The organism is Chelativorans composti (assembly GCF_039541695.1).
Classification (GTDB): domain Bacteria; phylum Pseudomonadota; class Alphaproteobacteria; order Rhizobiales; family Rhizobiaceae; genus Chelativorans; species Chelativorans composti.
In genome coordinates this window covers 34492-48723 of record NZ_BAABGS010000008.1, presented here as the reverse complement: position 1 = coordinate 48723, position 14232 = coordinate 34492, and the positions used below count along the sequence as shown (strand labels likewise).

Sequence of the window (14232 nt, the reverse complement as noted above, 5' to 3'; positions counted from 1 at the left end):
TTTGTGGAAAGAAGATCGGACCGGCCGCTCAGGCCGGCTCCATCAGGGCGCGGACATGTACGGCGCCCTCGAACGCGTCGAGGTCCTCGTCGTACCGGACCTCGGTTGCATCCGGTGTGCAGGTGACGAGATGATGACGCGTGGGCACCACCCGTCCCTCATCGAGAGCCTCCGCCACCAGGTCGATGAGCTGCAATGCTTCCCTGCGCCCCCTGTGCTTGGACCAGACATGCAGGCTGAACAGAATCTCGCTGCCCTCGCTCTGGTCTGCGCTCCAATCGTAGACTTCAGTCCTGCCGAAGGTGATGTAGGGAAACGGCAGCGCGGCCGGCGTCAGATCGTGGATCTTCTGACCGCCCAGCGCGCTCACCAGCGCCTCGTGCCCCCGAAGCGCCGTAACTACTGCCTCCTGCAGGTCAAGCGCGGCCGCGTTCATCGCCTCGCTCCCTTTTCCTTCCGCGCCTTGCCTGCGCGAGCCTCGGTGACACCTCCCGCCGCTCAACCCTGTTCGCCAGCGCCAGGCGCTTCACCCGCAGCGCACGGATCAGCCCGTTCATCGCAACGCCAATCGAAATCATCACTGCCCCTCCTCCCGCACCTCGCACATGAGATACCGCCCTCGCTGGTCGAGATCGCGCAACGTCACGATGTGGAGCCGCCGCCCGTCCGTGACAAACCGCATCCCGCTCCGCAACCCCTCTCGCCAGCGCACGACCACCCGGTGCGTCACGCGCTCATGCGCCTGCCCCGCGCCGAAGTAGCTCTGCGCCCGCACCGGCTCGACCTGTCCGAACAGCACGCACCATTCCTCCCAGGTCTCCTCGTGGCCGCCCGCCCCGTCATCCACGGTCGCGACCCGTTCGACCCTGAGTTCGGTCCTCAGTTTTCCCGGATCGAGATATTCGAGCTTCATCTGAGCCTCGGCGCCCTGAAATGCCGGATGATCCGCAGGTACTCGCCTGGAATGGCTACCGGCTGGTCTTTCGCCCCATAGGCGCCCCTGAACTCGTACCAGTAGGCGACGAGAATGCCGATCGCCCGCTTCAGGCCCTCGGGCACCTCCACGCCGCTGTCGCCGTAACCGGCCTCGAATTCGACCTCTATGCCGTTCAGCGCCTTCCCCGGTGCCGCCATATCCTTGAGCTGAAGTCGGGCAGGATTGGAAATGTTGTCCAGGAGATAGGATCCGGCCGGCAGGATCGTCTCGTCCCCGTTCTCGTCGAACACGGCGACGGATGACACACCGATGACCGGATTGGGTTGGAGGGAAATGCAGCCGTCGCGCGGCCACTCGCCCAGCACCAGCCGCCACGACTGGCGGATGAGCGCAAGCGATGTGCTACGTTCCACTTCTTCGCGCGCAGCCTTGATGAGACCGGAAATCAGCTCGTCCTCACTCGAATGCGTCACGCGCAGATGGGCCTTCATTCCGGCAAGTGTGACGGGTTCGGCGGCCGGTTCGACCGTCCGTATCAATGTCATGGAAACGCCCCCTTTCGAGAATCCTCCCGTGCCTGCCTGTTGACCGGCGCGCATTGAAAAGGAGGCGGTCCCGGCGGGAGGACAACCGGGACCGCTGCCCCGCCGCGGCATGCACAACCTGGTGCCGCAGCGAACCGGCGTCGATGGTGCCGCAGGTCCGGACCGAAGGCAGTCGCCGTCCGTCCGGAACCGTGCAAGACGAGATGCTGATTTGCTCAGCGTTTTCCGTTTGGAAATCGGAACGCCCCTAGTTCGCAGCGACCTTCAGCAGCTTGATCGCCTCGAAATCCTGGATGCCGCCACCCACACGCTTGGTCGTGTAGAACAGCACGTACGGCTTGGCGGAATACGGGTCGCGCAGGATCCGCACCCCAGCCCTGTCGACCACCAGATAGCCGCGGCGGAAATCGCCGAACGCGATCGGATAATTGCCGGCGCCGATGTCGGGCATGTCCTCCGCCTCCACGACGGGGAAGCCCATCAGCATCGCCCGGCTTCCGGCTGCCGCCGGCGGCTGCCAGATGTACTGGCCGTTATCGTCCTTGAGCTTGCGCAGCGCCGCCTGCGTCTTGCGGTTCATCACCCAGGTCGCGTTCTGGCGGTAGCCCGCCTTGAGCGCATAGACGAGGTCTATCAGCGTGTCCGTCGGGCTAGAGGAGGCAAGACCCGAAGCATTGCCCGTCGCGATGTAGCCCAGGTTTCCCCAGCTCCAGCTGGCATCCGCCACCGTCGTGTAGGAGAGAAACCCCTTCGGCTTGTTCGACCCGTCGCCCTCGACGAACGCCTTGCCCTCCTGTTCCGCGAACACCGTCTCGATCTCGCCCGCGATCCAGGCGTCGAGGTCAACCATGCTGTCCTCTAGCAACGCCGCAGTCGCCGCCGGCATCGCGTACAGCTCCGCGGTCGCGAAAGACAACTCCGCCAGCGTGTTCGTTGTGGTCTGGGTGCGGCTTGCCGTTTCCGCCACCCAGCCGGTGCCGATGCCGGTCGTCGCGAACGGCTTCTTCAGCACTGCCGAGGAAATCTTCCGCACCGAAGCGATGGAGCGTATCGGCGAGATTTGCGCGAGCCGTCGGCCGATCTCGTTTTCCGTCTCGTCCGGCACGAGATAGCCGCCATCGGCCGGCGTGCCATAGGACATGGCCTTCTCTTCCAGGCTCCGCAGCCTGCGCTCATCGCCCGTGCGCACATAGGCCTCGAAGGCCTGCTTGTGTTCGCTTGGTGGATGTGCCGACGCCCCACCGTCCAGCGCCAGCGGCGGCCTGGAATTCTTCAGAACCACCGCATCGATGAGACGCTTCTGCTCATCGAGCGCCTCGGAGATGCGCTCCACCTTCTCCGCCGTCAGCGGATCGGCCGATCGCCGCTCCAGCTCCTTCAGCCGCTGATCGTTGGCTTCCTTGAAGGCCTCGAAGGAATACATCAGCTCCTCGAGCGCCGCGCTGATATCCGCGGACTTGGTCTCCACCGCGCCCGCCTGTGCCCCTGCTGTCATGACATTCGCTCACTGTTGGAACAACCTTGCCGCCCTGCGGATCGTCTCCGCCAGTTGAAGCGGCTTGCCTTTCGCGGCGTCCCGCTCGCGCTTGAGATGAGCGAAGCCCTTTGCAATCACTGTCCGGGCCTCGCTTCGGGTCAGCCCCGCATCCCGCAGGAGCCAGTGCTCGAATTCCCTGATGGTTGGCAGTTCTCCCCCTGTTCTGATCCCTCTCACCTGCTCGATCCTGGCCTCCGGATTCATGGGAAATGTCACTACCGAGATTTCCCACAGGTCGGCCTTGCGAATGTGTCGGATGCCCGTGCGCGCATCCTTGGTTGAATGAATGGTGCGGAACCCTACCGAAAGCCCGTCGATGGCCCGGCTGCGCACGAGTTCCAGCACCTCGCGCGCCCGCGCCACGCCCGTCGTCAGCTTGCCCACGACGAACAGCCCACGCGCATCCTCGCGGATCTCCTGCCAGCTCCCGATCGGCTGCCCCGGATCATGCTGGAACAGCATTCGGACACCAGCTGGACCCCGCCTGATAATGGAGTCGGCGAATGCGCCCCTTTCGACCACGTTCCGTCCGAGATCCACCCGCCCGAACACGCTGGCATAGCCTGAAAAGGTGCCGTCCTCCTGCACCTCCGCCAGGTCGAGCCCGGCGAACTTGCGTTCTCTCGCTATCATGGAAATGTCGCCCCCACGCGTGCGCCGCCTTGCGCGGCGCAATGCTTCATCCCGGCGTCCGGGAAGACCCGCCGCCGGCCATCAATTTTCAGCCCCGCTGCGACCCGCCCGACGCAGCACAATACCCTTTATGTCTTTTCGGAACCGCCCTTTGCCCGCCGATCGAGCATCCGCACCGCTATCCCGATGGCGTTCCACGCGCACAGGCTCGCGGTCGCCGATCCCATCAGCACCATCTCGAACGGCGCGAGATACTCGGCTACACCCAGCTCGGTGGCGATCTTGATCCCCGCCGTACTGCCGAAAACGAGACCGCACGCCACGCCAACCGCGAAGCGGATAGCCGCCTCGCGCCGTCCCGCCGGCAGAAAATAGGCGATGGAAATGGCCGATCCGGCGATCGCACCGCTTGTCTTGGCGAGCCACAACCCGCCTGCCTCATTGAGATCAGCCATGATCGTCACCTGTATTGCCAAGGTCCAGCGGCTGGTAGCCGACCGCCGCCCTCTTTTCGTCATCCGTCAGGAATGTGGCGTTGCCGACACGAGACCACAGGGCCTCACGTTCGGCGGCCAGCCCCTCGATCTGGTCCGCGTCGATGGCTAGCCGCAATCCGTCCCCGAACCTGCGTCCGAGAAAGACCTCGAACTCCTTCACGATCTTTCCGACCAGCGGCAGCACCGTCAGCCGGTAGAAGGCGCGGTTTGCCTCCTGGTAGTTCGCATAGGTGTTGTCCCCGGGAATCCCGAGCAGCATGGGCGGCACGCCGAGCGCGAGCGCGATGTCGCGCGCCGCACCGTTGCGCGCCTCCATGAAGTCCATGTCCCTGGGCGAAAGGCTCATCGCCTTCCAGTCGAGCCCGCCCTCGAGCAGCAGCGGCCGCCCGGCCCGGCTGGTACCCGCATAGCCCTGCTCCAGCTCCGCCTTGAGGCGCTCGAACTGCTCGTCCGTCAGGTTTCCCCCGTCCTTCGGCGCATACACCAGCGCTCCGGACGGCCGGGCCGAATTGTCGAGCAGCGCCTTGTTCCAGCGGGCCGCGGCATTGTGAATGTCGAGCGCGTGCACAGCCGCCGACAGCGGCGCGAACCCGTAGTGATCGTCGAGCGGGTGGAACAGCCGCACGTGCAGCGCCAGCGGCGGCTCGTCAAGATCATGTGCGACGGGACGACGACGTTTGTCCGGTGGTTCGTCTATGTGGCAAGCGACCCGAGCTGCTTTTCGACGTCGACATCACTGGACGGAACCAGTGTTCCGGAAATCGAGCTGACATCGACCTCGGCATTGTTCTTGTCGTAGTAGACGGGATCCTGGCCNGTCATAGTAGACGGGATCCTGGCCCGGACAGAACTTCACCCTGTACGGCGTGATCTGCTTGCCGTTGACCGCCGAGTAGAGGATCGTCTCGCAGTCGCCGGACGTGCATTCACCAACGCGCACATCACCCGCCGGCGTGTAAGCCGCACCCTCCAGCGTCGTGTCATAGCTGAAGTTCAGGCTCGGGTCGCTCGTCACATAGACGAGCCAGCGGATGAACGTCGTCGACCCGTCACACATGATCTGCTTTTCGACGTCGACGTCGCCGGACGGAACCAGCGTTCCCGAAATCGAGCTGACGTCGACCTCGGCATTATTCTGGTCATAGTAGACGGGATCCTGGCCCGGACAGAACTTCACCCTGTACGGCGTGATCTGCTTGCCATTGACCGCCGAGTACAGGATCGTCTCGCAGCCGTCGCCGGACCTGCAGTCGCCCACAGTGACGGCGCCCGCCGGCGTGTAAGCCGTGCCCTCCAGCGTTGTGTCGTAGCTGAAGTTGAGGCTCGGATCGCTTGCAACGTAGACAAACCAGCGTACGAAGGTGTTCGTCCCGTCGCACATGATCTGCTTTTCGACGTCGACATCGCCCGACGGAACCAGCGTTCCCGAAATCGAGCTGACGTCGACCTCGGCATTGTTCTGGTCATAGTAGACGGGATCCTGACCCGGACAGAACTTCACCCGGTACGGCGTGATCTGCTTGCCATTGACCGCCGAGTACAGGATCGTCTCGCAACCGTCGCCGCCAGCATTGCACTCACCGACTCGAACGTCGCCGGCCGGGGTATATGCAAGGCCCTCCAGCGTCGTGTCATAGCTGAAGTTCAGGCTCGGGTCGCTCGTCACATAGACGAACCAGCGGACGAAGATGTTCGTCCCGTCACACATGATCTGCTTTTCGACGTCGACGTCGCTCGCAGGAACCAGCGTTCCCGAAATCGAACTGACATCGACCTCGACATTGTCCTTGTCATAGTAGACGGGATCCTGGCCCGGACAGAACTTCGCCCGGTATGACGTGATCTGCTTGCCGTTGACTGCCGAGTATACAATCGTCTCGCAACCCTCCCCGGCCTGGCAGTCGCCTACCATGACACTGCCCGCCGGCGTATACTTTTCTCCTGCAAGGGTTGTGTCGTAAACGAAATTCTGGGTCGGGTTGCCCTTCACGTAGACGAACCACCTGACGAAGGTGTTCGTCCCGTCGCACATCAGTTGCTGTTCGACCTCGATGTCATCCGCCACGACCGCTTCGACGATGGTATCGGTGTAGGCGGTTCCGTCCAGCTTGTAGTTGTTGACGTGGAGGAAATTGCCGAGATTGCAGACTTCTCTGATGAAGGGATCAATGACGTCGTTTCCCGCCCCATCCTTCTTCTTATTATACATCAAGAATATATGGCAGTCTTCCTGATAACAAAGTGCATTGGCCATCTCAGTATACCTTCTTCCTCAAATAAGCCGGCAACAAAGCGAGGAAATCTCCTGCTGCAATGCCGCTCGCTGCCCACCATGCCCCCGCTCGTACTTGCCCCCTTGTGATCGCTGCCCCTGCAACAGCTTCGGGGAATGTGCGCCCATGCCCCCCTCCGGCGCAGGACGAAATGGGCCGGAAGCGTCCCGGAAAAGAGGACAGGAGTTGTCCTTCCGGAACCGCCGCAAACGTGCCGCCGGGTCGTTGGAGTTTCTCTGAAATCGGAACTGCGCTAGCCCAGGTGCCGGATCTTCGGCTGGGCGCCCCCCTCCAGCAGGAGGCTGCTTATGGCCCACACCAGCGCGTCCACCCGGTCCGGCGAATGGCCCTCGGCCTGCCCGTCTGGTCCGAAGCTGCACATCTCGTCCTCCAGTGCCGGAAAGCGCCCCGCGTGCCGCACCCGATGCTGGGCGTAGAGCGCTGCCACCGGTTCTGCCCGCGTCCACTTTCCCCGCGTTGCGCGCACCGCCCGCACCGGGACACGCTCGTCCGCGGTAGCCAGCACGCTTGACACCATCTCCCCACCCTGGTTGACCTCCGCCACCACGAGGTCCGCCTCGAAGCCGTGAAACAGTTCGACGACCCGCCTCGCCCAATCCTGGGGCTTGGCGCCTTTCATGGTCGCGTCCTCGAGAACCCAGGCCTTTCCGTCTTCATCCAGGCCGGCCACGATGATCCCGCACGCGTCCGAACTCTTCCTGCTGCTGGCCGGCGGATCGACAGCAACCACGATGCGCCTCATGCTCCTCGGCTCCGCGGCATAACTGCAGGCCTCCTCGATCATCGCCCTCGTCCACAAGGCACCAGGCCGTTCTTCGATCAGCTCCCCCTCGAGCTCCTGGCGGCCGAGCCAGCTGCGGCCATAGCGTTCCTCGATGGACCTTATGAAGCCCGGGGCGAGATTCGCCGCATTCTCCGCCGTCCGCATCCGCGTCACGGTCACCCGGTCGCTGGCGATCAGCTTGCGGATCAACGGGACCGGCGTGGCGTAGTTGTGAGGATCTGGATCGGCCGCGTCCCCAGCCGCAGCCCGAATTGCAGCATGTCGAAACACGCTTCCGCATCCTTCCATTTGGCCACCTCGTCGCACCAGGCGGCATCGAACTGCGGACCGCGAAGACTGTCTGGCTCCGTCGCCGAGAAGATCTGGGCTATCGCCCCATTCTCCCACACCAACCTGCGGCGGCTCGGCTCGTAGCTCGGACGGTTTCCCCGTGCCACCGCGAGAATCCCGGACGCACCCTCGACCATCACTTCGCGCACGTCATTGAGCGTTTCCCCGATGAGCGCGATCCGTCCGTATTTCTGGTTGGCAAATGGCCGGAACCCGTTCACGAGCGCGTTCACCCACTCCGCGCCGAGCCTCGTTTTCCCTGCCCCGCGGCCACCGAGAACAAGCCAGATGTCCCGCAGCCTGCCACCCGCCGGATATTGCGCAATCCGCGCGGTTCCCACCCACTCACGAAGCACCTTCGCCGCGATCGGCGCAGAAAGATGTTTGGCAGCCCAGGGAAGCAGCGAGCTCGCAAGCGAGCTCAACGATACGGGCGTCCACGAGGGCGAGTGCGGCGGCCAGTTCTGCATTGTCTTCTTGTTCTTTTTGGGCTGAGTACCCTGACCCGCGAATGATTGCTTCCAGACGCTCCGCCAATTTCAGGAGCGTCCCCAGCGTATCGATGCGCTGCTTGTCGTACTGGCCGGCGAGCGCCTCGAATGCCAGCTTCTCCATTTCTTCCATCAGGCGGCGAGCGAGCGCGGCAAGCCGCTCCTCCAGCCCCGACCGGCTCTCGGCCGCCACCTCGCGAACCTTCCAACCCTCCTTGCGGGCGACCTGTTCAAGATATGCTACCGACCGACCCGTCAGCAGCGAAATCAACCCGAAATCCGGCGGCGCCCCCTCCATCAGCGAGCGTGCCGCCAGCAGCATCCCGGCAGCCTTTCCGCTGGCCATACAGCCCCCTCCAACAATGTCACTCATGTGAGGATCAAGTCGCGGGCGAGTGAGACGATCGGGCAAGCGGCCACGCCAATCCGGCGAAACGGGACAGGCAACAGCGCACGCTGACGGGGCCGAACCGACGTCACCTCCCGCAAGATGTGATCGCCTGTGCGCGTTGCCGTCCCTCGCTGTCGGTCCGTCCGATGAAATGCCGGAAGCCATGCACCCTGATCTGGATCGCCCGTGATCAGCCGAAACTATGCTTGAAACTCAGGAGTCCCACACCCCGGAAACACAAAAAGCGCCGGCATTTGCTCGGCGCTCGACTTCAAAACCCACTTATCCGACTGTATCTAATCAATACCCTTTCAGCGTAACGCTGTCAAGCCGCAAATAGTCTTTGCCCCGCTGATCACCTCTGATCAAATCTTTACCACGTCACCATCCCGTTCTCCATTTCCCGTCAGGCTTATGTTAATGATTTACAAAGTGACGGGATGGCTCCCAAGGCCCGCCGCGCGACGAAAGCGCCCGAACACGTTCAAGCGACACCTGCGGCCGCCAGATGAGCAAGAAAGTGAACAAGTACAGGTGGAAACCGTGGAGCAAGCACCTTCTGAAGGTCGACGCATGGATCGACTCCACGCTGTACGAACTTCGCTTCAGGGCTGCTGACGCCTGGGAGAGCATCTCCATCTTCTCCAGGCGCTTCCGCGTCACCGGCTTCAAGCGCTGTTTCGTCGAGCTGGCAAGTGAAGGCTTCACGCTCGGCACCGTGGGTGCCGTCCTGATGCTCGCCCTCGCCATTCCCGCCTTCAAGGCGACTGAAGGAAACTGGCTCGCGCAGGATCAGTATGCCGTCACCTTCCTCGACCGCTACGGCAACGAAATCGGCCAGCGCGGCATCATCCAACGCGATTCCGTTCCGGTCGAGGAAATGCCGGACCACGTCATCAAGGCCGTGCTGGCAACCGAAGACCGCCGCTTCTTCGAGCACTACGGCATCGACTTCGTCGGCCTGTTCCGCGCCATGACGGAAAACATCCGCGCGCGCACCATCGTCCAGGGCGGCTCCACGCTTACCCAGCAGCTCGCCAAGAACCTGTTCCTCTCCAGCGACCGCACGATGGAGCGCAAGATCAAGGAAGCCTTCCTCGCCCTCTGGCTTGAGGCGAACTTGTCCAAGCGCGAGATCCTCCAGCTCTATCTCGATCGCGCCTATCTGGGCGGCGGCACCTTCGGCATCGCCGCGGCCGCGGATTTCTACTTCAACAAGCGCGTGCAGGACCTGACGCTCGCCGAGGCGGCCATGATCGCCGGCCTGTTCAAGGCCCCCGCCCGCTACGCGCCCCACATCAACCTGCCGGCCGCCCGCGCCCGGGCAAACGTGGTCCTGTCGAACATCGTTAAGGCAGGCTTTATGACGGAAGGACAGGTGCTGTCGGCCCGGCTCCATCCCGCGACCGTCGTCGATCGGGGCAAGAAGGACACGCCCGACTATTTCCTCGACTGGGCCTTCGAGCAGGTGAAGGAACTCGTGCCGCCTGGCGTCACGCATTCGCTCGTCGCCTACACCACCCACGACCCCGACATCCAGCGCGCCGCCGAGGAATCCCTCGAGTACCACCTGCGCCAGTACGGCAAGGACTACAACGCCTCTGAAGGCGCGATCGTCGTCATGGAAACCGACGGCGCGGTCCGTGCGATCGTCGGCGGACGCGACTATGGCAAGAGCCAGTTTAACCGTGCGACCAAGGCCCTCCGCCAACCTGGCTCATCCTTCAAGCCTTATGTCTACGCGGCTGCCCTGGAAAAGGGCCTGACTCCGGATTACCTCATTTCCGACGCGCCTATTTCCTGGGGCAACTGGTCTCCCAAGAATTACTCGCGCGGCTACGCCGGCAAGGTTACCCTCACCTCCGCGCTGATCCACTCCTACAACACCGTTCCGGTGCGCCTCGCCCGCGACCACCTCGGGATCGACGCAATCGTGGAAATCACCAAGCGCATGGGTGTCGAGTCCGAGTTGAACGGCCACAAGACGATGGTCCTCGGCACCTCCGGCGTCACGGTCATGGACCAGGTTACCGGCTACGGTGTCTTTGCCAGCGGCGGCTACACCGGCATCCGCCACGGCATTCTCCAGATCCGCACGGCTGACGGGCGCATCATCTATGATCACGACCGTGATGCACCGCCCCCGAAGAAGGTGCTGAGCCACGAGGTCGTCGCGGGCATGAACAGCATGCTCGTTCAGGTGCCGGAATCGGGCACCGGCCGACGTGCCGCCCTTCCAGGCATCCGTTCCGCTGGCAAGACGGGCACCGCGCAGTCCTACCGCGACGCCTGGTACGTCGGCTACACGGGCAATTTCGTCGCTGCGGTCTGGCTCGGCAACGACGACTACTCGCCCACCCGCAACATGACCGGCGGTACCCTTCCGGCCATGATCTGGCAGCGGCTGATGGCCTTCGCCCACCAGAACGTCACGCTGAAGCCGATTCCCGGAATCAAGAACCCGTTACCCTCCGGCCAGCGTCCTCCGGAGGTCGCGGTTTCGTCCGGTTCCGCCGAGGAACCATCCGCCATATCGCTGCGCAGCATGTCGGCGGCCACCACCCGGGCCCTGCGCGACATTGCCGAGCAGTTCAAATCCGCCCCGCAGCTGGAGGCGAGCGCCGCATCGGGGGATCTCTCCGCATTGTGACCCGAAGTCCGGAGCGGTTCAGGAAAATCGCATGCGGTCTTCCCTTCGGCGGACGCCTACCTTCGGTTGGCAAGCTCTCCTTCATCCAAACCTGCGTAAAACAGCACCTTGGAACAATTCGGGGTTTCTGTAACGGCTTGGAATGATTTACTCTCCCCGCCAACGTCTTCAGGGATCTGCATGGTTTACCGGGTTTTTCTCCTGCTGGTCTTCCTCGCGATTGCCATTGGCGGCGGCGCAGCCAGTGTCTGGTTCGCGCTGGACAACGCGCCGCTGACCGGCCGGTTCACGTCCGGCCCCTGGCAGGCATTTCCGCTGCTGGGCACACCCCAGGCGGATCCCTATTCCCGCGCGCGCTACGCCCGCAGTGGCGGTCTGCCCCTCGGGCCTTCCGAAGGAATCGTGCTCACAGCCCGGGAGGACAGCAACGGTGATCCGCTACGCCGCACCTGCACCTACGTGATATCAGGCCAGCTGCCACCCGCACGTCTGTGGACCCTGCATTTGACCGATGCGGACGGCGGCTTCCTGCCCGACCATGGCCGCAAGCGCGCCGCGCTCCATTCGTGGATGGTCGTCTACGGCGAGGGCAACAGTCTCACCGTCCACGTCTCGCGCCAACCGCAGCCCGGCAATTGGCTTCCGTCGGAAGGCAACGGCCGCATGCAGGTCGTGCTCACACTGTTCGATACGTCGGTGGCCGTCACCTCCGACCAGTTCTCTGATCTCCGGCTCCCCACGATCACCCGCGCGGATTGCCATGCTTAGGTTCGTTCACACCTGCATCCTTGGCCTCATTGCGGCAGGCGTCGTCCACCTAGCGATCGTCTTCATGCTGCCCGACCACACCGTGCGCGATGCCTGGTCCCGCATCTCCAATGCTGCGGACTATTACCAGACCATCCAGCTGGACGCCCGCCCGGACAGCCCCCTGCGGATCGACAATCCCTACTTCGCAGGAGCTGCCTGCCGGTTCAGTCTGGAGGACGGCCTGCTGCATGTCCGCAGCGAGGGAAAAATTCCCTTCTGGACCCTGGCAATCTTCGACAACCGCAGCCAGAATACCTTCAGTCTCAACGACCGGGTGGCCGAGGACCATTCGCTCGACACGATTTTGCTCACGCCCATTCAGATGCAGCGTCTGAAGAACGATCCCTCCGCCGATCTCGGCCAATCGCTGTTCGTGGAAACGGATGTCGTTGAAGGCTTCGTGCTCGTGCGTGCCTTCATTCCGGACGAGACCTGGGAGCCGCAGGTCCGCGCATTTCTGAACTCTATCCGCTGTGAGGCCGTCGAGACCCAATGAGGTCCCCGCGCCGCCAGCTCATCCTTGGCCTGCGAGGGAATGGCCCGAGCTGGCTCCGCTCCGCCGACCGCCGTGGCCGTCTAGCTTGCGTCCTTCTGCTGGCCGTCGGCCTGCAGGCCGCGCACCAATCGCCCGCGGCTGCCGCTCTTGCCCTTCCGCTCGAAGCTGGCGAAAACATGATCGTCGGGCAGGCGCTCGTAACGGACTCCCGGAAAGATCGTAATGGTCGCGCCTTGCCCCGGCCTCCCTTCGCTCCGAGGCTTGGAGCTCTGTCTTCCCCTCATCGTCAGAACGATTGCTGCCATGTTGCCTCCTGTCGGGAACGATGGTTGAGCAATGCCCCTGGGCTTCAACACTCCCCCGTTATGGTTAACCGCCAGTTACCACAGCTTTTCGCGAGCTGCTGAAAGCTCAATTAATCGGACGATAACAAATTGCTTCTATCCTTCAAGCACCGCTTTCAGCGGAAATGTTGCGTTCGGTTCATGTCGGGTGTTCGGGCCTCTTGGTGATCACGGCTGACTTCAGGGAAATCGAGTTTGAGGATGGCCCTCGTCGGTGTGAGGGGCTGTTCCGTGCCGCTATTGCAGAGTTTTCCGAAAAGCCCCGGCCCAGCCGGGAGGAGATCGCGCAGATCGACGATCTCGCGCTCGGCCTTTACGATTCCGTCTCCCGTGAGGCCCGGCACTATGCCGCCACGGTGCTCAGCCGCAGCAAGGATGTGCCCCCGGGCCTTTTCCAGCGCCTCTGCAATGAGCCGGTCGACATTTCCGCGCCGTTGCTGGTCAATTCTCCCCTTCTCACGACCATCGATCTTCTCCGGCTCATCAGCCGGCACGGGCTGTCGCATGCGCGCATCATCGTGCGCCGCCGCAATGTCGATCCTGTCATCGTCAATCTGGTCCGCCTGCTGAATGCCAAGGCCGAGAGCGAGGCCGCCTCGCGCCGGGAAGTTGCGGCAAGCCCGCTCCTCGAACAGGTTCGCGACCGCCTTCGCGCCCTGGCCTCGGGAAGTACCCAGCAGGAACCCGAACCCGAGGCGGAAGAAGCTCCGCAGGCGCCGTCCGGCCTCTACATGGATCTTCTCCGCGCTGCGTTGTCGTCCAATGCGGACGCGTTCCCGCGCGCGCTCGCCGGCGCTCTCGACCTGACCGTCGTCCGCGCCCGCAGGATCTGCTCGGCCATCACCTACAGCGACCTGATCGCCTGCCTGAAATACCTGCACCTGCGTCCCGAGGAGGCCTTCCTCCTGACGGCCGCGTACTATCCGTCGCAATTGTTCTATGGTCCGGCCATCCGCCTGTTCCTGGACCGCTACGAGACGCTGAGTATCGACGATGTCGAGCTCCGTCTGGAGGAGTGGCGCACTCAGGACGAGGCAGCGCAAGCCGCTGCCCTGCAGCGTCAGTCGGCGGCGATCTCCATGTAGTTGCCCGGATCGCCGTCGAAATCCACTTCGACGAACCACACGTCGGGATCGAAACGCATCTCCCGCGCCAGCCGCTCCCTCACCTTGTCCTCGTCGGCGGTCACCAGCACGCGCACAAACTGCCTGTCGGCCGGCTTCGCCTCGTCGTAGCTCGTCTGCGACGCCGGGCCGAACAGCTCGTATTCCCCAAGCCGGTTGCGCCGGATGACGAAGATGGCGCCCGCCTCGGCCGCGCCCTTGCGCTCCACCGCGGCAAATCCGCCGTCGGCGAACACCCGGCGCACCAGTGCGGAAACCCATAGATCGCTTGTCACCCGCATCGCTGCACTTCCGGGATTGCTGTCCTCTTGCTGAAAAGCGCTCTATCACTGCCTTGGCTGTCCCGGCAAGAACCCGGGACTTCGGGGA

General features: G+C 63.4%; 13 protein-coding genes and 2 pseudogenes. 4 read left to right on the top strand and 11 right to left on the bottom strand.

What is annotated here, in order from left to right; translation table 11 throughout:
- Positions 1–28 precede the first annotated feature (28 nt).
- The 9 genes and pseudogenes from ABD906_RS00800 to ABD906_RS00760 form a co-directional block, all read right to left on the bottom strand.
- On the bottom strand, positions 29–436 hold the full coding sequence (locus tag ABD906_RS00800; protein ID WP_345097679.1) for a DUF3168 domain-containing protein: 408 nt from the start codon (positions 434–436) through the stop codon (positions 29–31).
- 141 nt (positions 437–577) lie between these two features.
- Complete coding sequence (locus tag ABD906_RS00795; protein WP_345097678.1) at positions 578–913, bottom strand: phage head closure protein; 336 nt, start codon at positions 911–913, stop codon at positions 578–580.
- Positions 910–1482: a head-tail connector protein gene (locus ABD906_RS00790; RefSeq protein WP_345097677.1), complete on the bottom strand. Its 573-nt coding sequence runs from the start codon at positions 1480–1482 to the stop codon at positions 910–912. The genes ABD906_RS00795 and ABD906_RS00790 overlap by 4 nt, the downstream gene beginning before the upstream one ends.
- Positions 1483–1729: 247 nt before the next feature.
- Positions 1730–2977, bottom strand: a complete 1248-nt coding sequence (locus ABD906_RS00785; RefSeq protein ID WP_345097676.1) for a phage major capsid protein — start codon at positions 2975–2977, stop codon at positions 1730–1732.
- A gap of 9 nt (positions 2978–2986) precedes the next feature.
- Positions 2987–3652: an HK97 family phage prohead protease gene (locus ABD906_RS00780; protein WP_345097675.1), complete on the bottom strand. Its 666-nt coding sequence runs from the start codon at positions 3650–3652 to the stop codon at positions 2987–2989.
- 128 nt (positions 3653–3780) lie between these two features.
- Positions 3781–4107 (bottom strand): DUF6107 family protein, encoded by a 327-nt coding sequence (locus ABD906_RS00775; protein ID WP_345097674.1) that lies wholly within the window; start codon positions 4105–4107, stop codon positions 3781–3783.
- Positions 4100–4825 (bottom strand): annotated as a pseudogene (locus tag ABD906_RS00770) (phage portal protein); the annotation flags it as partial. The gene ABD906_RS00775 and the pseudogene ABD906_RS00770, both read right to left, overlap by 8 nt.
- A gap of 1850 nt (positions 4826–6675) precedes the next feature.
- A pseudogene (locus ABD906_RS00765) lies at positions 6676–7961 on the bottom strand (DNA-packaging protein).
- Complete coding sequence (locus ABD906_RS00760) at positions 7903–8394, bottom strand: hypothetical protein (RefSeq protein WP_345097673.1); 492 nt, start codon at positions 8392–8394, stop codon at positions 7903–7905. Before ABD906_RS00760 ends, ABD906_RS00765 begins: the two are co-directional and overlap by 59 nt.
- Positions 8395–8947: 553 nt before the next feature.
- Between ABD906_RS00760 and ABD906_RS00755 the strand changes: the two genes are divergently transcribed.
- From ABD906_RS00755 to ABD906_RS00745, 3 genes are all read left to right on the top strand, one after another.
- Complete coding sequence (locus ABD906_RS00755; protein ID WP_345097672.1) at positions 8948–11089, top strand: transglycosylase domain-containing protein; 2142 nt, start codon at positions 8948–8950, stop codon at positions 11087–11089.
- Positions 11090–11269: 180 nt separating this feature from the next.
- Complete coding sequence (locus tag ABD906_RS00750) at positions 11270–11857, top strand: DUF1214 domain-containing protein (RefSeq protein WP_345097671.1); 588 nt, start codon at positions 11270–11272, stop codon at positions 11855–11857.
- Positions 11850–12395 (top strand): DUF1254 domain-containing protein, encoded by a 546-nt coding sequence (locus tag ABD906_RS00745; protein ID WP_345097670.1) that lies wholly within the window; start codon positions 11850–11852, stop codon positions 12393–12395. The genes ABD906_RS00750 and ABD906_RS00745 overlap by 8 nt, the downstream gene beginning before the upstream one ends.
- 80 nt (positions 12396–12475) lie before the next feature.
- On the opposite strand, the gene ABD906_RS00740 is transcribed toward ABD906_RS00745, so the two are convergent.
- Positions 12476–12700: a hypothetical protein gene (locus tag ABD906_RS00740; protein ID WP_345097669.1), complete on the bottom strand. Its 225-nt coding sequence runs from the start codon at positions 12698–12700 to the stop codon at positions 12476–12478.
- Between the two features lie 203 nt (positions 12701–12903).
- Between ABD906_RS00740 and ABD906_RS00735 the strand changes: the two genes are divergently transcribed.
- Positions 12904–13824 (top strand): hypothetical protein, encoded by a 921-nt coding sequence (locus tag ABD906_RS00735; protein WP_345097668.1) that lies wholly within the window; start codon positions 12904–12906, stop codon positions 13822–13824.
- Here ABD906_RS00735 and ABD906_RS00730 read toward each other — a convergent pair.
- The gene (locus ABD906_RS00730; RefSeq protein ID WP_345097667.1) at positions 13800–14144 is read right to left on the bottom strand and encodes a DUF1491 family protein; all 345 of its coding nucleotides are present in this window, start codon (positions 14142–14144) and stop codon (positions 13800–13802) included. The two genes, ABD906_RS00735 and ABD906_RS00730, sit on opposite strands and share 25 nt — an antisense overlap.
- Between the last annotated feature and the right edge of the window lie 88 nt (positions 14145–14232).